The organism is Streptomyces sp. Alt3 (genome assembly GCF_030719215.1).
In the GTDB taxonomy this organism is placed as follows: domain Bacteria; phylum Actinomycetota; class Actinomycetes; order Streptomycetales; family Streptomycetaceae; genus Streptomyces; species Streptomyces glycanivorans.
Window position 1 is genome coordinate 6997350 of the sequence record NZ_CP120983.1, and the last position, 18776, is coordinate 7016125.

Annotated in this window: 13 protein-coding genes and 3 pseudogenes; 13 read left to right on the forward strand and 3 right to left on the reverse strand. The window is 72.4% G+C overall.

Going from position 1 to position 18776, the window contains the following annotated elements:
* Window positions 1-25: 25 nt before the first annotated feature.
* The 8 genes and pseudogenes from P8A20_RS31025 to P8A20_RS31060 all read left to right on the forward strand — a co-directional run bounded on the left by P8A20_RS31025 (window position 26) and on the right by P8A20_RS31060 (window position 7648).
* Window positions 26-1069, forward strand: a complete 1044-nt coding sequence (locus P8A20_RS31025; protein WP_147962323.1) for an aromatase/cyclase — start codon at window positions 26-28, stop codon at window positions 1067-1069.
* Window positions 1062-2912, forward strand: a complete 1851-nt coding sequence (locus tag P8A20_RS31030; RefSeq protein ID WP_306104673.1) for an AMP-binding protein — start codon at window positions 1062-1064, stop codon at window positions 2910-2912. The genes P8A20_RS31025 and P8A20_RS31030 overlap by 8 nt, the downstream gene beginning before the upstream one ends.
* A complete protein-coding gene (locus P8A20_RS31035) occupies window positions 2902-3420 on the forward strand; it encodes an SDR family NAD(P)-dependent oxidoreductase (protein ID WP_306104674.1) in 519 nt (172 codons plus the stop codon). The genes P8A20_RS31030 and P8A20_RS31035 overlap by 11 nt, the downstream gene beginning before the upstream one ends.
* Window positions 3408-3641 carry an SDR family oxidoreductase gene (locus P8A20_RS31040; protein WP_306104675.1) on the forward strand — a complete coding sequence of 78 codons (234 nt, stop codon included), beginning with the start codon at window positions 3408-3410 and terminating at the stop codon, window positions 3639-3641. Before P8A20_RS31035 ends, P8A20_RS31040 begins: the two co-directional genes overlap by 13 nt.
* A 23-nt stretch (window positions 3642-3664) precedes the next feature.
* Window positions 3665-4456 carry an SDR family oxidoreductase gene (locus tag P8A20_RS31045; protein ID WP_306104676.1) on the forward strand — a complete coding sequence of 264 codons (792 nt, stop codon included), beginning with the start codon at window positions 3665-3667 and terminating at the stop codon, window positions 4454-4456.
* A 76-nt stretch (window positions 4457-4532) separates the two neighbouring features.
* Window positions 4533-5441, forward strand: a pseudogene (locus P8A20_RS31050) (FAD-dependent monooxygenase); the annotation flags it as partial.
* Window positions 5442-5715: 274 nt separating this feature from the next.
* A complete protein-coding gene (locus P8A20_RS31055; protein WP_147962328.1) occupies window positions 5716-6489 on the forward strand; it encodes a cyclase family protein in 774 nt (257 codons plus the stop codon).
* Between the two features lie 172 nt (window positions 6490-6661).
* The gene (locus P8A20_RS31060; protein ID WP_147962329.1) at window positions 6662-7648 is read left to right on the forward strand and encodes an aldo/keto reductase; all 987 of its coding nucleotides are present in this window, start codon (window positions 6662-6664) and stop codon (window positions 7646-7648) included.
* 75 nt (window positions 7649-7723) lie between these two features.
* Here P8A20_RS31060 and P8A20_RS31065 read toward each other — a convergent pair whose 3' ends face one another.
* Window positions 7724-8755, reverse strand: a complete 1032-nt coding sequence (locus tag P8A20_RS31065; RefSeq protein ID WP_147962330.1) for a ketoacyl-ACP synthase III family protein — start codon at window positions 8753-8755, stop codon at window positions 7724-7726.
* A 174-nt stretch (window positions 8756-8929) separates the two neighbouring features.
* Between P8A20_RS31065 and P8A20_RS31070 the strand changes: the two genes are divergently transcribed.
* Together P8A20_RS31070 and P8A20_RS31075 are read left to right on the forward strand one after the other, a co-directional pair.
* Complete coding sequence (locus P8A20_RS31070) at window positions 8930-9931, forward strand: acyltransferase domain-containing protein (protein WP_147962331.1); 1002 nt, start codon at window positions 8930-8932, stop codon at window positions 9929-9931.
* A gap of 61 nt (window positions 9932-9992) precedes the next feature.
* Window positions 9993-11602: pseudogene (locus P8A20_RS31075) on the forward strand (acyl-CoA carboxylase subunit beta).
* A 51-nt stretch (window positions 11603-11653) separates the two neighbouring features.
* On the opposite strand, the gene P8A20_RS31080 reads toward P8A20_RS31075, so the two are convergent.
* Together P8A20_RS31080 and P8A20_RS31085 are read right to left on the reverse strand one after the other, a co-directional pair.
* Window positions 11654-13324 carry an AbeC-like domain-containing protein gene (locus P8A20_RS31080; protein ID WP_147962769.1) on the reverse strand — a complete coding sequence of 557 codons (1671 nt, stop codon included), beginning with the start codon at window positions 13322-13324 and terminating at the stop codon, window positions 11654-11656.
* A 157-nt stretch (window positions 13325-13481) separates the two neighbouring features.
* Window positions 13482-15706, reverse strand: a pseudogene (locus tag P8A20_RS31085) (elongation factor G-like protein EF-G2).
* Between the two features lie 272 nt (window positions 15707-15978).
* On the opposite strand from P8A20_RS31085, the gene pgsA reads away from it, so the two are divergent.
* From pgsA to P8A20_RS31100, 3 genes are read left to right on the forward strand one after another with little or no spacing between them, the layout of a single operon-like run.
* The gene (pgsA, locus tag P8A20_RS31090) at window positions 15979-16647 is read left to right on the forward strand and encodes a phosphatidylinositol phosphate synthase (RefSeq protein WP_147962334.1); all 669 of its coding nucleotides are present in this window, start codon (window positions 15979-15981) and stop codon (window positions 16645-16647) included.
* Window positions 16644-17567, forward strand: coding sequence for a phosphatidylinositol mannoside acyltransferase (locus tag P8A20_RS31095; RefSeq protein WP_147962335.1), 924 nt, complete (start codon window positions 16644-16646; stop codon window positions 17565-17567). The genes pgsA and P8A20_RS31095 overlap by 4 nt, the downstream gene beginning before the upstream one ends.
* On the forward strand, window positions 17564-18724 hold the full coding sequence (locus P8A20_RS31100) for a glycosyltransferase family 4 protein (RefSeq protein ID WP_306104677.1): 1161 nt from the start codon (window positions 17564-17566) through the stop codon (window positions 18722-18724). The genes P8A20_RS31095 and P8A20_RS31100 overlap by 4 nt, the downstream gene beginning before the upstream one ends.
* The last annotated feature ends 52 nt before the right edge of the window (window positions 18725-18776 follow it).

Genomic DNA, 18776 nt, shown 5'->3' on the forward strand with positions numbered 1-18776 from the left:
CGCCCCCTTCGGAAGGTGAACACCCGTGTCCCGGACCAACTCCCGTGCCACCACCCCGCCCACCGGCCCGGACGTCGTCGGCAGCCCCTCCAGGCGCACACCGGGCGAACGCCCCGGTGACCCAGCGCGCGTCGACGTGGCTCACACCGTCACCGTGCCGGCCGCGCCGGACGTCGTCTTCGCCCTGCTCGCGGACGTCGAGAGGTGGCCGTTGATCTTCCCACCCACCGTGCACGCCCGGTTCCTGGAGCGCGCTCCGGACGAAGGCGGCCCGGAACGCCTCCAGTTGTGGGCCACTGCCAACGGCGGGGTACGCACCTGGACCTCCCGCCGACTCGTCGACCCCGTACGCCGGCGCATCTCCTTCGGGCAGGACCGCCCGCAGAGCCCCGTCGCCGCCATGGGCGGGGAGTGGATCGTCGGCCCGGCGGACGCCGGCAGCGAGGTGGTCCTCACCCACTCCTACGCGGCCGTCGGGGACGACGCCGAGACGCTCGGCTGGCTGGAGAAGGCGGTCGACGGCAACAGCCGTGCCGAACTGGCCGCCCTCGCCGGGGCGGCACAGGAGAAGGAGGCCGGCCTGGAGACGGCCTTCACCTTCCGTGACAGCCTGCACATCGAGAGCGGCGCCGCAGAGGTCCACGCCTTCCTGAACGACGCGGAACGCTGGGAGCAGCGCCTGCCGCACGTGGCGCGGGTACGTCTGACCGAGGACCTGCCCGGTGTGCAGATCCTGGAGATGGACACCCGGACCGCGGACGGGTCGTCCCACACGACGCGGTCCGTCCGGATCTGCCAGGCGCCTCACAGCATCCACTACAAGCAGCTCATCACTCCGGCCCTGCTCCGGGTGCACACCGGCAGCTGGCTCCTGACGGAGGACGACCGGGGCGTCACCGTCGTCGCGGAGCACACCGTCGTCCTGGAGACGGCCGCCATCGCCCAGGTGCTCGGGCCGGACGCCGACGTGCAAAAGGCCCGGGCCTTCGTCCGGGACGCCCTGGGCCGCAACAGTTCTGCCACGCTGCGGCAGGCCAAGGCCTTCGCCGAGGGGACGTCCGGTGCCTGACCTCCTGGACGGGCTCCCCGCCCGCGCCGACCTGCTGCTGCACGCCGCCGCGCAGCGCCACGGAGACCGGCCCGCGCTCGTCCTCGGCAGCCGTAAGGTCACCTACGCGGAGCTCGACGCGGCGGTGGACCGGTGCGCCGCCGTCCTGCGGGAACGGTTCGGCGCCGGGGGAGCGGTCGTGGCGATCGGCGCCGACCTGCACCCCGACGTGGTGATCGCCTACCACGGGGCCCTGCGCAGCGGGAACCAGGCACTGATGGTGATCCCACTGCTGCGCGAACAGCAACTGCAGTACGTGCTCGAGGCGTCCGGGGCGCGGGCCGCCCTGGTGGGAGCGGCGCTCCACGAACGTCTGAGCTGGGTGCGGCACGGGCTGCCCGGGCTGGAGCTCGTCGCCCTGCTGGGGGAGGAACCCGGGGACGCGGACCCGGGGCGGCCGCCCAGCCTCGCCCAGCTGCTGGAGGCCGCCGTGCCCGGGGCGCCCGAGTGGCACGCCGATCCCGGGGCCCCGGCCGCACTGCACTTCACCAGCGGCACCACGGGCCTGCCGAAGGCCGTCGTGCTCAGCCACCTCAACGTGACGGTCAACGCCGTACAGACCGCGAGGGCACACGGGCTGGAGGCCGGCTCCGTCACCCTCGTGCACTTCCCCAGCTACCACCCCATGCACATGAACTCCGCGCTGGCCGCCGGGGCGACCCAGGTGCTGGTGCCGGAAGCCGACCCCGCCCACGCGATGGAACGGGCCCGTACGTGCGGCGCCGGGTACATCTACTCGCTGCCCGCCCGGCTGGCCCAGCTGGCCGCCCATCCCCGGCTCGCCGGGATGCGCCTGCCGGACGCCGTGATGATCGCCTCCGGAGGTTCGGCCCTTGCACCGGCCCTCGCCGGCACCCTCTCCCGGCACTTCGGTGTCCCCGTGGTCCAGGGGTACGGGCTCGCGGAGGCATCCCCGCTGACCCACTTCGACCGGCCGGGCGAGCACCTGCCCGGATCGGTGGGCAGGCCGGTCGAGGGGACCGAACACCGTGCGGTCTCGCTGGAGGACGGCTCCGTGCTGCCGCCCGGAGAACACGGGGAGATCCAGGTCAGGGGACCGCAGGTGATGCGCGGATACCTCGATCCGGCGCACGGTCCGGCCGTCGACGCCGACGGCTGGCTGGCCACCGGCGACGTCGGCCGCATCGACGGGGACGGCCGGCTGCATCTCACCGACCGCATCAAGGACGTCTTCAAGTGCGACAACTGGCTCGTCGCGCCGAGCGAGATCGAGGCGCTGCTGGCCGAGGACCCCACGGTGGCCGACAGCGTCGTCCTCGACAGGCCGGACCCGGTGTCCGGCGCGGTCGCCCACGCGCTCCTGGTCCTCGCCGCCCCGGACTCCCCGGGGGAGGCGGAAGAGGCTCTCCGCCGGCTCAACGCCCGCCTGCCCTACTACAAGCAGGTCCGCAGCCACGACGTCGTCGCGCGGATTCCCCGCACCCCCAACGGCAAGATCCCGCGGCGCGAACTGCGGGCGTCCTTCCACGCACGACTCGACGGAGGTTCCCCGATGGTGATCCTGATCAACGAGTTCATCCTGACCTCGGCACCCGAGGAGTTCGAGAAGGTCTTCGAGGCCAGCTCGGTGTACATGCGCGAGCAGCCCGGGTTCATCGACCACACCCTGGTCCGCTCCATGACCAACCCGAACACCTACATCAACATCGCGCGCTGGGAGGACGCCGCCGCGCACATCCAGGTCGTCCAGTCCGACGGTTTCCAGGACCACATCCGGCAACTCGCCGGTGTCGCCAGGGCGACCCCTCAGCTGCACACCGTGGTGTCGCACGTTGAGCGCTGACCCGCTGGGCCTGGCGGGCGCCCCGGTGCTGGTGGCCGGGGCGACCGGCAGGGTCGGCGGCGCGGTCGCCCGCGCCTTCGCCGCACGGGGGGCCGAGGTCGTCGTGCACGGCCGGAACGGCAGGAGCACCGGGGCTCTCGCCGACGCCCTCACCGCCGAGTACGACGTCCGCGCGCACCCGCTGACCGCGGGCCTCACTTCCCCCGACGCTCCGCGGGTGCTGCGCGCCGGACTCGCGGCGGCAGGCGTGGACCGGCTGGCCGTCCTGGTGAACTGCGTCACCGGATACGACGGACTGCCCCGGCCCGCCGCGGAACTGACGGCCGCGGAGTTCCGCGCGGTGCTGGAGACCGACCTGGTCGCCGTGCACACGCTGGTCACCACCGTGCTCCCGCTGCTCGCCGCGTCCGGCGGCGCCAGGGTGGTGCTGCTGTCCTCGCTCGCCGGGGTCCGCGGCCGGCCGCCGCCGCCCACCTCTGCGCCGCGAAGGCGGGGGTGGCGGGGCTGACGCTGGCTCTGGCCCACGACCTGGCGGGCCAGGGCGTCCGGGTCAACTGCGTCGCGCCCGGCCCCGTGCAGGAGCCCGGAGTCACGCACGCCGGCCCGCTGGGGCCCGGCGTCGCGCCCAACACCCCTGACGAAGTCGCGGGTTGTGTCCTCGCACTCGCCTCAGACCTGTCCGGTCCCGTCAACGGCCACCTCCAGGTGGTCAACGGCGGGCGGCCCTGACCACACGAAGGCGGTCCCACAGCATGAACGCACCACTCGCGCACCACAGCCCTCGTCCCGAACGGCATGCGGGACTCCTCCCGCCCGGCCGCGTCGCCCTGGTCACTGGGGCCTCCCGCGGCCTCGGCAGGGCCGTCGCCCACCGGCTGCGCACCGACGGCTGCCACGTCTACCTCAACTACGCGCACGACGACGCGGCCGCCGCGGAGGCGGTCGAGGCGGCGGCGGCCCTCCCGGGCAGTACGACACCCGTCAAGGGGGACATCCGCTCGGCGGACTTCCTCGAAGGGCTCCTCGACCGGATCCGGGACGAGCACGGGCAGCTGGACATCCTCGTGCACAACGCCGCCACCATGCACCCGATGCTTCCGGTGGCGCCGGAGATCGTCCCCCTCTTCGACGAGATCGCCCTCGCGCTGAACCCCCTGCTGCACGGCGCCGCCACCGTCGCCAAGCTCATGCCGAAGGGCGGCAGGGTCGTCGCGGTCTCCGGCAACGGGGCGTTCGAGGTGATTCCGCACTATCTGGCGACCGGTGTCGCCAAGGCGGCCCTGGAGAACCTGGTGCGCTACCTGGCCGTCGACCTCGCGCCGTTCGGGATCACCGTCAACGCCGTCTCCACCCATCTCCTCGACAAGGGGGAGCACACCTCCAACCCCGCCATCGCCGGTCTGCTGGCCTCCCGCACCCCCAACGGGCGTCTCACCCGGCCCGAGGACGTCGCCGATGTGATCGCCCTGCTGTGCGCACCGGAGGCCGCCTGGATCCAGGGGCAGGTCGTCGTGGCCGACGGCGGCCTCGGCCTGCGTGCCTGAGGAGGCGGACATGGACATCACCACCGACATCTGTGTGGTCGGGGCCGGCCCGGCGGGTCTGACACTGGCACTGCTGATGCTGCGTTCGGGCGCCCGGGTCACGGTGCTGGACCGCACCCGCTCCTTCGAGCGCGAGTACCGCGGCGAGATCCTTCAGCCCGGAGCCATGACACTGCTCGACCACCTCGGGGTGCTCGACGGGGCACGCGCCCGCGGCGGGTACGAGCTCGGCCGGTTCCAGCTGGTCGAGAACGAGCGCCTGCTGATGGACATCGACTACGGCACCCTGCCCCCGCCCTACGGCTTCCTGCTGAGCCTGCCCCAACGGCACCTGCTGACCGAGCTGTTCGAGGCCTGCTCCCGGTACCCGGAGTTCACCTACCTGGAGGGCTGCGGCATCAGGGAGCTGGTGCGGGAAGGGGGAGCCGTCACCGGCGTGGTCTGCGGCCGGGGTGACGACCGCCGCCGGATCACGGCCCCGGTCACCGTCGCCGCGGACGGACGCTACTCCAAGACCCGCCGGCTGGCGGGCATCGAGCAGCACCGGCTGGACACATTCGCCCACGACATCCTCTGGTTCAGGGTCCCGGCCGGGGGCAGGACGGACCGCTCGGTGCGGGTGCACCGCACCGGAGGGACCCCGGTGCTCATCTACGACTCGTACCCCGACTGCGTACAGATCGGTTGGACCCTGCCGCACAACGGGTACCGGCAGCTGGCCGAGGAGGGAGTGGAGACGCTGCGCTCGCGGATCGCGCGCGCGGTGCCCGACTACGCCGACCAGGTCCTCGACCAGGTGAAGACGCTCAGCGACCTGACACTGCTCGACGTCTTCTCCGGCTACGCGGACCGGTGGGCGGACGACGGGCTGGTCCTGGTCGGGGACAGCGCGCACACCCACAGTCCGATCGGGGCGCAGGGCATCAACCTCGCCCTGCAGGACGCCGCGCTCCTGCACCCGGTCCTGGTGGGCGCCCTGGACAGCGGTGACTTCGGTGAGTCCACGCTCTCGCGCTGGGTGCCCGAGCGCAGGAAGGACATCGACGCGGTCTTCACCCTTCAGGCGAGACAGAGCAAGGCGATGCTGGGGGGCGGAGCCGGCTGGCCGGCGCGGTCCGGCCCCTGGCGGCGCGCGCCCTCGCGCACACCCCGCTCTACGGGAAGATCCTGCGCGCCATCGCGTTCGGCGCCCGGCCGGTCTCCGTGCGCTCGGATCTGTTCGGTGAGGCGGAACCACTCCGCGGAGAGGCGGCCGGAGCATGAGGATCATCGATCTGTCCTCACCCGTCGACGCGTCGTTCTGGGAGCCGGACGAGGTGGTGCACCGTGTGCTCGACGCGCACCAGGCCGCCGTGCACGTACGGGACGAGATGAAGGAGCACTTCGGGCTGGAGCTGGATCCCGAAGTCTTCCCGGACGGTGCCTTCCTCACCAACGACTACCTGACGCTCACCGCCCACACCGGCACCCACGTCGACGCCCCCGCGCACTACGGTCCCGCGGAAGGGGCACACACCCCCCGGACCATCGACCAGATGCCACTGGACTGGTTCATGCGGCCCGGGATGGTCCTGGACCTCCGGGACGTGGGCACGGGAACGGCCGGAGTCGCCGAACTGGAGCGGGAGTTCGACCGGGTGGGGCGCCGCCCCCGGCCGATGGACGTGGTTCTCCTGCACACCGGTGCCGACCGGCATCTCGGCAAACCGGAGTACTTCACCGAGTTCACCGGCCTGGACGGGCCGGCCACCCGGCTGCTGCTCGAACTGGGGGTGCGGGTGATCGGGACCGACGCCTTCAGCCTCGACGCGCCGTTCACCCACATCATCCGGGAGTTCCACCGCACGGGGGACAAGGGGGTCCTGTGGCCCGCCCACTTCGCCGGGCGCCGCGAGGAGTACTGCCAGCTCGAACGGCTCGCCAACCTCCAGGACCTCCCGGTGTCCACCGGCTTCACCGTCAGCTGTCTTCCCGTGAAGATAGCCGGGGCCGGAGCGGGCTGGTCGAGGGTGGTGGCGCTGCTCGACGAGTGAACACGGGCCCACGCCCGGGGCGACGTCCGGCGTGCCGTGCGATCGCCTGTCAGGTCATTAGTTAGTCGGCTATATTTTGACCGGCGCGAGCTCGAACTCGCGTCCCGCGCGGCGCATTCGGCGCCGGTTCCCTTCGCGCCGCCCGCAACGGGCGGGCTATGGAAAGGCATTCATGGAGAACAGGAAGCTCGGCGCCGCCGGCCTCGGCGTCTCGGCCCTCGGCCTCGGCTGCATGGGCATGGCCGGCGCCTACGGCACGGCGGACACGGACGAGGCAGTCGCCACGGTCCGCCGGGCGCTGGACCTCGGGGTCACCCTGATCGACACGGCCGACTTCTACGGGCCGGGCACCGCCGAGAAGATCGTCGCCACGGCACTCGAGGGACGCCGGGACGAGGCCGTGGTCGCCACGAAGTTCGGCATGCGGCGTCCGGCAGCCGGACCGCCCTACGTGGACGGCAGCCCCGCATACGTCCGTGAGGCCTGCGAGGCGTCCCTCCAGCGCATGGGCCTGGACCACATCGACCTGTACTACCTCGCCCGGCTCGACCCGAAGGTCGACGTCGAGGAGACCGTCGGAGCGCTCGGCGAGCTCGTCGCCGAGGGCAAGGTGCGCCACATCGGGCTCTGCGAGGTCTCCGCACGCACCCTGCGGCGGGCGAACGCGGTCCACCCGATCGCCGCCCTGCAGACCGAGTACTCGCTGTGGGAGCGGCACGTCGAGGCGGAGATCCTGCCCACCTGCCGCGAGCTCGGCACCGGCTTCGTGGCGTACAGCCCGCTCGGCCGCGGATTCCTCACCGGCGCCTTCGACAGCGCCGAGGACCTCGCCGAGGACGACCAGCGCCGCAACCACCCGCGCTTCCAGAGCGAGAACTTCGACCACAACCGGAACCTGGTGCGCACGGTCGAGGAGCTGGCGAAGGAGAAGGGCGTCAGCCTCACCCAGCTCGCCCTGGCGTGGGTGCTGGCCCAGGGCGGCGACATCGTGCCGATCCCCGGCACCCGGCGCGTCTCCCACCTGGAGCAGAACGTCTCGGCGGCCGACGTACGGCTGACCGAGGAAGAGGTCGCCCGGCTCTCCGGCCTCTTCCCCGCCGGTGCCACCGCCGGACTGCGCTACCCGGCGCACTTCATGCGGACGATCGACCAGAGCTGACGCGTGCCGGCCCGTCGCGGCGGCGGGGTGCCACCCCGCCGCCGCGACGGGCCGCAGCGCTGTCTCAACGCCGGCTCATGCCGTCCAGCCGGGCACGTGCAGGATCTCCACCACCGCACACGACCAGGTGAATCCGGCGCCCACGCCCATCAGGACACAGCGGTCGCCCGGTCCTAGCGCGCCCGAGCGGACCAGATGCTCCAGGCCGGCGGCCTGGTCGCCCGCTCCCAGGTGTCCCACCCGGCTGCTGAAGTCCCAGGTCGTCCGGTCGGCCTCGATCCCCAGCGGACGCAGACAGTTGGTCTCCAGCCGGCGGCGCCCGAAGTGCGGCAGCACCCACCGGGAGATCTCCGCAGCCTCGGTCCCGGCGTCGGCCAGCGCCTCCTTGACGGCGTCCCGCTGCCCCGCTGCCACCCGAGCCACACTGAACGACATCCCGGCCCGGCCCACGTACCGCTTCTTGTGCGCCTCCAGGTCGAGCACACCCGCCGGAGCGGTCCGGGCCTCGCCGAAGGGGTCGCCCTCCCGGTGCATCCCCTCCAGTTCGGGGTCCGAGACCACGACCAGTGAACGCACCCGCGCGAACCCGCCCCCCGCCGACAGCAGCATCGCCGTCCCGCCGTCCGCGTAGACCGTCCCCGGGTCGCTGCGCCACCGGTCGAAGCCCGGCGGGCAGAACCGGTCGGCGGTGGTGAGCAGCACCTCCCCGCCTCCCTGCGCCAGTACCGCGGACGCCAGCAGCAGGCCGGCCATGCCCCCGTTGGACACCTGGCGTACCTCCAGCGCGGGGCAGCCGGCGTGGACGGTCCTGCGCTGCACGTACGACGCCGTGCCCCACAGGGCGTTGCCCTGGTCGTACAGACTGGCGTGCAGCAGCATCCGCACGTCCGACCCGTCCGTGCCCGCGCGCCGCAGAGCGAGGTCCGCGGCCCGTACCGCCATCTCCGCGGGGGCCGGCGCGCCCTCCTCGCACACCGTCACCGACCGCATGCCGCTCCGCGCGGCCACCGCCTCTTCCACATCGCCCCGGGCCACCGCCTCGGCCACCGGCTCGGCGGGCGGCAGCCAGGTGCCGAGACCGGCGACGTAGAGCTGATCGCACCTCATGGACATCCTCTCCGGGCCCGTACCCACGGGCGCCCCGCCGATCGTCCGGCCCGCTTCTCGACGGCCGATCGAGGACCGCTGGAGGACCTCCATCCGCGGTCGAGCGTGCCTGTAGCGGGTCCGGCGAGGATCGGCCCCGCGTACCGCTCGGCGCGGTACGCGGGAGGGGAAACGATGACCGACCCGACGCCGGCCCCCGCCGTGGAGCCACTGCCCGTCGCGCTCCTGCTGCCGGGCCAGGGAGCCCAGCACCACGGCATGGCCACCGGACTCTACGGGCACGACGAGGTCTTCACCGCCGCCGCGGACGAGGTGTTCGGCGCTCTCGGCGCCCAGGGCGCACACGTACGCGACGACTGGCTGGGGGAGCGGCCCGGCGTACCGATGGACCACGTCACCCGCTCCCAGATCCTGCTGTTCACGATCGACTACGCCCTCGGCCGGACCGTGGAGTCGTGGGGAGTACGCCCGGCGGTGCTGCTCGGCCACAGCGTCGGCGAGATGGCCGCGGCCGTCCTGGCCGACGTGTTCACCGTCTGCGACGCCGCGCGTCTGATGTGGGACCGCGTGACACGCCTCGCCGACGGCCCGGCCGGAGGGATGGTCGCGGTGGCCGCCGCCCCCGAGACGCTGACGCCCTACCTCCGCGACGACGTGGTGGTGGGAGCGCACAACGCACCCCGCCAGACGATCCTGGCCGGCCCCGAACCGCACCTGGGCCAGATCACCCGGGCGCTGCGTGAGCAGGGGCTGGTGTGCCGGACCGTGCCGTCCTCGACGCCCTTCCACAGTCCGGTGCTCGCCCCTCTCGCCGCCCCGGCGGAAGCGGTCTTCGCGGCGGTCCGTCCCCGGCCCCCCGCCCTCCCGCTGATCTCCGGCTACACCGCTGCTCCGCTCACCGCGCGCCAGGCGGCCGATCCCGCCTGGTGGTCCTCCCATCCGGCGGCGCCGGTGAGGTTCTGGCCGGCGCTGGACCACCTGCTGGGCGGCCCGGGGCGGCAGCTCGTGGAATGCGGACCCGGCCGGGGACTGTCCGCCCTCGCCCGGCGCCACCCCGCGGTACTGGCCGGGCGCAGCAGGGTTCTTCCGCTTCTGCCCGCAGGTCCGGCCGAGGCCTCCCGCGCCCGTGACGACCTGGCCGCCGCCCGCTCGCTCCTGACCGGGTACGCCGCCTGACCGGTGCCCTCCGTCCCGGCGCCGCCACCGGCCGGACCGACCCCGCAGAAAGGCCGACCCGATGACGACCATGGACACCCCCGCACCGGCAGCCGCGCCGGTCCCCGCCCCACCCGCCGCCTCCGGCATGCGCCGCCGCGTCGGTGAACTCGGCGTCCTGCGCGACCAGGTGCACGCCGGGCCGGGCGAGAAGGCGACCGGAGCCCAGCACGCCCGCGGCAAGCTGACCGCCCGGGAGCGGATAGCTCTCCTGCTGGACCCGGACACCTTCCACGAGGTGGAGCAGTTCCGCCGGCACCGGGCCACCGGCTTCGGCCTGGAGGCGAACCGCCCGTACACGGACGGAGTGATCACCGGCTGGGGGAGGTCGAGGGGCGGACCGTCTTCGTGTACGCACACGACTTCCGCATGTTCGGTGGTGCGCTCGGCGAGGCCCACGCGGCGAAGATCCACAAGATCATGGACATGGCTCTCGCGGCGGGCGCGCCCCTCGTCTCCCTCAACGACGGGGCCGGCGCCCGTATCCAGGAGGGAGTCTCGGCGCTCGCGGGATACGGCGGGATCTTCCGGCGCAACACCCGGGCCTCGGGGGTGATCCCGCAGATCAGCGTCATGCTCGGCCCCTGTGCGGGCGGCGCCGCCTACAGCCCGGCGCTCACCGACTTCGTGTTCATGGTGCGCGGCACCTCACAGATGTTCATCACGGGCCCGGACGTGGTGAGGGCGGTCACCGGTGAGGAGGTCACCCTGAGCGGCCTGGGCGGCGCGGACGTCCACGCGGAGACCTCCGGGGTCTGTCACTTCGCCTACGACGACGAGGAGTCCTGCCTCCTGGAGGTCCGCTACCTGCTCGGCATGCTGCCGGGGAACAACCGCGAACGCCCGCCCCGTGCCGAGTCCGGCGACCCCGCCGGACGGCGCTCGCAGCGGCTGCTGGACCTGGTTCCGGCCGAGGGCAGCAGGCCGTACGACATGCGCGAGGTGATCGCCGAACTGGCGGACGACGAAGAGGTGCTGGAGGTCCACGAGCGATGGGCCCCCAACATCCTGTGCGTCCTGATCAGACTGGCCGGGGAGGTCGTGGGCGTCGTCGCGAACCAGCCGCTGTCGCTGGCCGGGGTGCTGGACATCAAGGCGTCCGAGAAGGCGGCACGGTTCGTCCAGATGTGCGACACGTTCAACATCCCCCTGGTCACCCTGGTGGACGTCCCCGGGTTCCTGCCCGGCGTCGGGCAGGAGCACGACGGCATCATCCGGCACGGTGCCAAGCTGCTCTACGCCTACTGCGACGCCACGGTGCCCAGGATCACCGTCATCCTGCGCAAGGCGTACGGCGGCGCGTACATCGTCATGAACTCGCAGTCCATCGGCGCCGATCTCACCTTCGCGTGGCCCACCAACGAGATCGCCGTGATGGGTGCCGAGGGCGCGGCCAACGTCATCTTCCGTAGGCAGATCGCCGAGGCGCAGGACCCGGACGAGACCCGCGCCCGGCTGGTGAAGGAGTACCGGGCCGAACTCATGCACCCGTACTACGCGGCGGAACGCGGGCTGGTGGACGACGTCATCGACCCCGCCGCCACCCGGGAGGTCCTGGCCGCGGCCCTCACCGTGCTGCGGACGAAGACAACCGAGCCGGCACCCCGCAAGCACGGCAACCCACCGCTGTAGGCGTGGGCGCGGCCCGGGCGCCGTCGTGCCCGGGCCGGCCCGGGGGCCGCCTCACGCGTCGTAGACGTCGGCCTTTTTCGGGGAGGGGTCCTGGACCATGCCGCTGAGGACCATGGAGCGGTTGTCGAAGCGCTCGATGTCGACACCGTGCTCCTTCAGGACCCGCATCGTCGCGGAGTGGACCACACGCAGGACCGGGGTGGCCGTCCGCATGGCGTCGTCAGCCATGAAGCGGTGGCCCCAGGGCTTGGCCGCCCAGGCGTGGCGCAGTCCGAAGGGCTCGGGCAGGACGATCTTGCCGCCCAGGTAGTCGAGCAGCGGCGGGTACCAGGTGAGCGGTGCGCGCAGCGCGAGCCTGACGACCTCGCTCGCCTTGACGATCGGCAGCGCGATGCTCCGGGTCTCCCAGAACCGGACGGCCTTCTTGACCGTCTTCGTCGGTGCCTCCGGCTTGGTCAGGAAGAGACCGTGGACCGGGCCCAGGGCGTGTCCCGTGACCTCGATCCGCAGCGTCTCGTGGAGCACGGTGACGGTGATCAGCATCGTGATCACCAGCTGACCGTCCCAGAGGGTGAACTGGACACCCAGGTAGTGGCGGTCGCCGCTGCCGAACTGCTGGTGGTTGCAGATGCGCTGTATCTCGTGGGGCTTGATCTGGAAGGTGGCGACGTCCTCACCCTCGGGCCGGGAGACGGAGCCCGCGTTCTCGCCGACCGGGGAGACGATCCAGTGCTTCACGGACGGGGTGGGGAACCCGCCGGTGTTCAGCGGGCCGCGCTCCAGCATCTTCAGCTGGTCGTGGATGGCCCGCACGACGTCCCAGCTGCGGAACTGGTGGATCTCCTTGGACGCGTCCTTCGGGGTGAGTTCCTCGGCGAGCTGCCAGCTGCCCCAACGGGTACCCATCCCGAGGATGCCCTTGGGGCCCGCGTAGAAGACGGCGTTGGACTGCTGCTCGGCCGAGAGCTTCTCCAGGCCCTGGCGCAGCGCCTCGCGGGCTGTCTCGTTGGGGTTCTTGGGCACGGCCTCGGGGATCTTCGCGGTGACGCCCCCGCCGGAGAGGAGCCCCTCCCAGCGGGCACGCAGGTCCTTGACCGAGGCTTCCGAGACCCGCTTGGCGAGCAGCCAGCCGATGAGCGGGGCGATGGCGGCGGCGCGCAGGTAGAGGGCCAGGAAGCCGGTGAGCGGCATTGTGATCAGGAAGAACGCGGCGGCGGCGCCGAGTGCGACGAGCAGGACGCCGCCCAGCGCCTGGAAGAACTTGTCCTTGGACTTGTTGAGGAAGTCCCGGAGCCGGAAGCCGAGGACCCAGAGCAGCAGGCCGGGCAGGAAGAGGATGCCGAAGACGACGGTGATCAGGGTGAGCTTCGAGTCACGTGCCTTGCGCAGCCGGGTGGCGGAGAGGCAGTGCTCGACGACGGTCTGAGGGTCGGAGCCGAAGGACTGGATGAGTGCGGCACGACCGCCGCCGAGCATCCGTTCCTGCACGGCCCGGGAGAACGCCTCACCCAGATTCGGCTTGAAGTAGTCGGACTTGAACAGCTTGGACGAGCCCGGTTTCACCTCGGACTTGTGCCACTCGCTGTTGGCCTTGAGGATCTCCGTCACATCGCTGTCGCGGTACGCGGCGGAGGCGAGGGCGTTGGTCGCCACCGCCTGCCCCCCGGAACCCTGGAGCGGGATCTGCGCTCCAGGAGAGAAGTCGAATCCGTCGTTGGCCACTGTCGCCCCCACTCACCCGCACGGTCTGCTCCTGCGGCTGTTCCCAACTACGGTACGTCGCACACCTTCTGAGCTGGGCCCACAGCCTATCGTCCGGGCGGCGCGCCCGCCCGGAGATCCGGCCCGGAGGCGGGCGTCAGGCGCCATTTCCAGTCAGCTAGGCGCTGTTTGATCCGTTTTCAGCCCTTTCGCGGAGGCGGCTGGCGAGTTGCGGAGGCATCGGTTCGTGCCGGGCGTACGCCCGGTCGAAACGTCCGGTGCCGTGCGTCATGGAGCGGAGGTCGACCGTGTACCTGCCGATCTCGGTCTCCGGCACCTCCGCGCGTACGAGCGTTCGCTCCCCGACCGCCTGCTCGGTGCCGACGACCCGGCCGCGCCGCCCCGCGAGGTCGCTCATGACGGCGCCCACGTAGTCGTCGGGAACGAGGACACCGACCTCGGCCACGGGTTCGAGGAGCTCGATGCGGGTGTCGGCCGCGGCTTCACGAAGCGCCAGAGCGCCGGCCGTCTGGAAGGCGGCGTCGGAGGAGTCCACCGAGTGCGACCTCCCGTCGAGCAGGGTGACGCGCACGTCGACGAGCGGATGCCCGGCCGCTACGCCGCGGGCCGCCTGGGCGCGTACGCCCTTCTCCACGGACGCGACGAACTGCCGCGGGACCGAGCCGCCGACCACCTTGTCGACGAACTCGATTCCGGTACCGGGCGGCAGCGGCTCCACCTCGATCTCGCAGACGGCGTACTGGCCGTGGCCACCGGACTGTTTGACGTGACGGCCCCGCCCGGCGGACCGGGAGGCGAACGTCTCGCGCAGCGGGACGCGGTGGGGTTCGGCGTCGACCTGGACGCCGAAGCGGCTGCGCAGGCGTTCCAGCGCCACCTCGGTGTGCGCCTCGCCCATGCACCACAGGACGACCTGACGGGTCTCCCGGTTCTGCTCCAGGCGCATCGTCGGATCCTCGGCGACCAGACGCGCCAACCCCTGCGAGAGCCTGTCCTCGTCGGCCTTGCCGTGGGCCCGGACGGCCAGCGGGAGCAGCGGGTCGGGCGTGGTCCACGGCTCCATCAGCAGCGGGTCGCCGTCTCCCGAGAGGGTGTCCCCGGTCTCCGCCTCGCCCAGCTTGGAGACGCACGCCAGGTCTCCCGCGGCACAGCTTTCCAGGGGGCGCTGCTGCTTGCCGAAGGGCGAGGTGAGGGCGCCGACGCGTACCTCGGCCTCATGGCCCGGGCGGGTCCGGCCGCCGGGGTCGGTGAGCCCGTGGCCGCACACGTGCACGGTGGCGTCGGGGCGCAGGGTGCCGGAGAAGACGCGGACGAGGGAGACCCGGCCGACGTACGGGTCGGACGCGGTCTTCACGACCTCGGCGAGCAGGGGGGCCGCCGGATCACGGACCGGAACGGGGCGCGGGGAGCCGTCCGGAGCGGTGACGGCGGGGAGGACGCGTTCCTCGGGGGAGGGAAAGCCGCGGGTGATCAGGTCGAGGAGTTCCACGGTCCCGATGCCCTGGCGCGCGCCCTCCGGCGCGGGCGCGGCGGCGAGGACGGGGTGGAAGGAACCGCGCGCGACGGCTCGCTCCAGGTCGCCGAGGAGGGTCGCGACGTCGATCTCGCCGCCCGAGAGATAGCGGTCCATCAGGGTCTCGTCCTCGCTCTCGGCGATGATCCCCTCGATGAGCCGGTCACGTGCCTCCTTCAGGGGGCCGCGCTGCTCGCCGGAGGGCGGTTCCTCCCGCCGTTCCCCCGAGGAGTAGTCGAAGATCCGCTGGGTGAGGAGGCCGGTGAGGCCGGTGAGCGGGGCGTGCCCGTCCGGGCCCTCGGGCCCCTGCACGGGCACGTGGAGGGGGATCACGGCGTCGGGGTCGTCGTGCCCGAACATCCGGCCGCAGATCCGGGTCAGCTCGTCGAAGGGCGTACGCGCGGTGTCCAGATGCGTGACGACGACGGCCCGCGGCATGCCGACGGCCGCGCACTCCTCCCAGAGCGCCCGGGTGGTGCCCGCCACCGCGTCGGCCTCCTGGGCCGCCGAGACGACGAAGAGGGCCGCGTCCGCCGCGCGCAGACCGGCCCTGAGTTCCCCGACGAAGTCCGCGTAGCCGGGGGTGTCCAGAAGATTGATCCTGCAGCCGTCCCAGCCGACGGGGACCACCGAGAGCTGTACGGAACGCTGTCGGCGCTGTTCGATCTCGTCGTGGTCGGAGACGGTCGCGCCGTCCTCGACCCGGCCGGCGCGGTTCAGGGCCCCGGCCGTCAGCGCCAGCGCCTCGACCAGGGTGGTCTTGCCGGAGCCGCTGTGGCCGACCAGCGCGACGTTCCGTACGGAACCGGGCCGGCGGCCGTCATCGCCCTGCCGGCGGCCCCGGTGTGCGTGTGTGTCCTGTCGCCCATGGCTGCGTGCCTCCCGATCGGTGGCGTGGTGCCGCAAGAACTGGGGAGTGGATGCACGGGCGTACGGGAGCGCGGCGGCTTCGGCGACGCCCGCGGTCCTACGAGCGTGGCACCCGTACCGGACGCCGTCCATACGTCGCGCGTGGCGTGGCATGACTTCCGGGACATCCGGCGGGACGGGGTGCCCCGCCGGTGCCCGGCACGGCTCGTGACTACGATGGGCCAGCCGGTGGCCGAAGGGGCCGCGGCGCCCACCGAACCTCGGGAAGGCCATGCTGAACAAGTACGCGCGTGCATTTTTTACGCGTGTCCTCACACCGTTCGCCGCTCTGCTGCTCCGTCTCGGGGTCAGCCCCGACGCGGTCACTCTCGTCGGCACGGCCGGAGTGATGGCAGGTGCGCTGGTCTTCTTCCCGATGGGGGAGTTCTTCTGGGGCACGATCGTGATCACGGTCTTCGTCTTCTCGGACCTCGTCGACGGCAACATGGCCCGTCAGGCGGGCATCTCCAGCCGGTGGGGCGCGTTCCTGGACTCGACTCTCGACCGGGTGGCGGACGGGGCGATCTTCGCCGGCTTCGCGCTCTGGTACGCGGGCAGCGGCGACGACAACGTGCTGTGCGCGGTCGCGATCTTCTGTCTGGCCAGCGGCCAGGTGGTCTCGTACACGAAGGCCAGGGGTGAGTCGATCGGTCTGCCGGTCGCGGTGAACGGACTGGTGGAGCGCGCGGAGCGGCTCGTGATCTCCCTGGTCGCTGCGGGCCTCGCCGGTCTGCACGGCTTCGGGGTTCCGGGAATCCAGGTCCTGCTGCCCATCGCGCTGTGGATCGTCGCCGCGGGCAGCCTGGTGACACTGATCCAGCGGGTGGTGACCGTGCGCAGGGAGTCCGCCGAGGCCGACGCCGCGGCCGCCGCCCAGGGCGGGAGCGGGTCCGCGCAGTGAGCGGCACCCGTTCCGACCTGAGGGGACGGCTGACGGACGGGCTCTACGGCCTCGGCTGGGGCGCCGTCAAGAAGCTCCCGGAGCCCGCCGCGGCCGCGCTCTTCCGCTCCCTGGCCGACCAGGTGTGGAAGAGGCGCGGGAAGTCCGTGCTCCGGCTGGAGTCCAACCTCGCCCGGGTCGTACCCGACGCGGACGCCGCCCGGCTCGCCGAGCTGTCCCGGGCCGGTATGCGCTCGTACATGCGCTACTGGATGGAGTCCTTCCGTCTGCCGACCTGGAGCCCGGAGCGGATCAAGGCGTCCATCGACGTCCGTGACGCCCACCGGCTCACGGAAGGGCTGGACGCGGGCCGGGGGGTCGTCCTCGCGCTGCCGCACCTCGGGAACTGGGACCTGGCGGGCGCGTGGGTCACCACGGACCTCGAGGTGCCGTTCACGACGGTCGCCGAGCGGCTGAGGCCGGAGACCCTCTACGACCGTTTCGTGGCCTACCGGCAGGGCCTCGGCATGGAGGTCCTGCCGCACAGCGGCGGGGCCGCGTTCGGCACCCTGGCCCGGCGGCTGCGCGCGGGCGGGCTCGTCTGCCTCGTCGCCGACCGCGACCTGTCGGCCTCCGGCGTCGAGGTGGACTTCTTCGGCGCCACCGCACGCATGCCCGCGGGGCCCGCCCTGCTGGCACAGCAGACCGGCGCCCTGCTGCTGCCCGTCACCCTCTGGTACGACGGCACCCCCGTGATGGGTGCGCGGGTCCATCCGCCCGTCCCCGTACCGGAGACAGGTACACGGGCCGAGAAGACGTCCTCCATGACACAGGCGCTGGCCGACGCCTTCGCCACCGGGATCGCCGAGCATCCGGAGGACTGGCACATGCTGCAGCGGCTCTGGCTCGCCGATCTGGAACCCCAGGGGGAAGCTCCGTGAAGATCGGCATCGTCTGCCCGTACTCCTGGGACGTCCCGGGCGGGGTGCAGTTCCACATCCGCGACCTGGCCGAACACCTGATCCGCCTCGGCCACGACGTCTCGGTGCTCGCGCCCGCCGACGACGAGACGCCGCTCCCGCCGTACGTCGTGTCCGCGGGCCGGGCGGTGCCCGTCCCGTACAACGGCTCGGTCGCCCGGCTGAACTTCGGGTTCCTGTCCGCCGCGCGCGTCCGGCGCTGGCTGAACGACGGCACCTTCGACGTCATCCACATCCACGAGCCCACCGCGCCCTCGCTGGGCCTGCTCACCTGCTGGGCGGCGCAGGGGCCGATCGTGGCCACCTTCCACACGTCCAACCCGCGCTCCAGGGCGATGATCGCGGCGTACCCGATCCTCCAGCCCGCGCTGGAGAAGATCAGCGCGCGGATCGCGGTGAGCGAGTACGCGCGGCGGACGCTGGTCGAGCACCTCGGCGGCGACGCCGTGGTCATCCCCAACGGCGTCGACGTGGACTTCTTCGCCCGGGCCGAGCCGAAGGCCGAGTGGCAGGGCGGCACGATCGGCTTCATAGGGCGCATCGACGAACCGCGCAAGGGACTGCCCGTCCTCATGAAGGCGCTCCCGGCGATCCTCGCCGCCCGTCCGGAGACGAGGCTCCTCGTCGCCGGACGCGGTGACGAGGAGGAGGCGGTCGCCTCGCTGCCGAAGGAGATGCGCTCGCGCGTCGAGTTCCTCGGCATGGTGAGCGACGAGGACAAGGCACGGCTGCTGCGCAGCGTCGACGTGTACGTCGCGCCGAACACCGGTGGCGAGAGCTTCGGCATCATCCTGGTCGAGGCACTGTCGGCGGGAGCGCCCGTCCTCGCCAGCGACCTGGACGCCTTCGCTCAGGTGCTCGACCAGGGTTCCGCCGGTGACCTGTTCGCCAACGAGGACGCGGACGCCCTGGCCGCGGCCGCGATCCGGCTGCTGGGCGACCCGGAGCGGCGCGAGGGACTCCGGGAACGCGGCAGCGCGCATGTGCGCCGCTTCGACTGGACGACGGTCGGTGCGGACATCCTCGCGGTGTACGAGACGGTCACGGACGGAGCGGCAGCCGTGGACACCGACGAACGCACGGGGCTCCGCGCGCGCTTCGGCCTCGCGAGGGACTGAGCGCGGCCCACCCGGCCCGGGGTGCCCCTCCGCCCGGCAGGCGGGCCCGGGC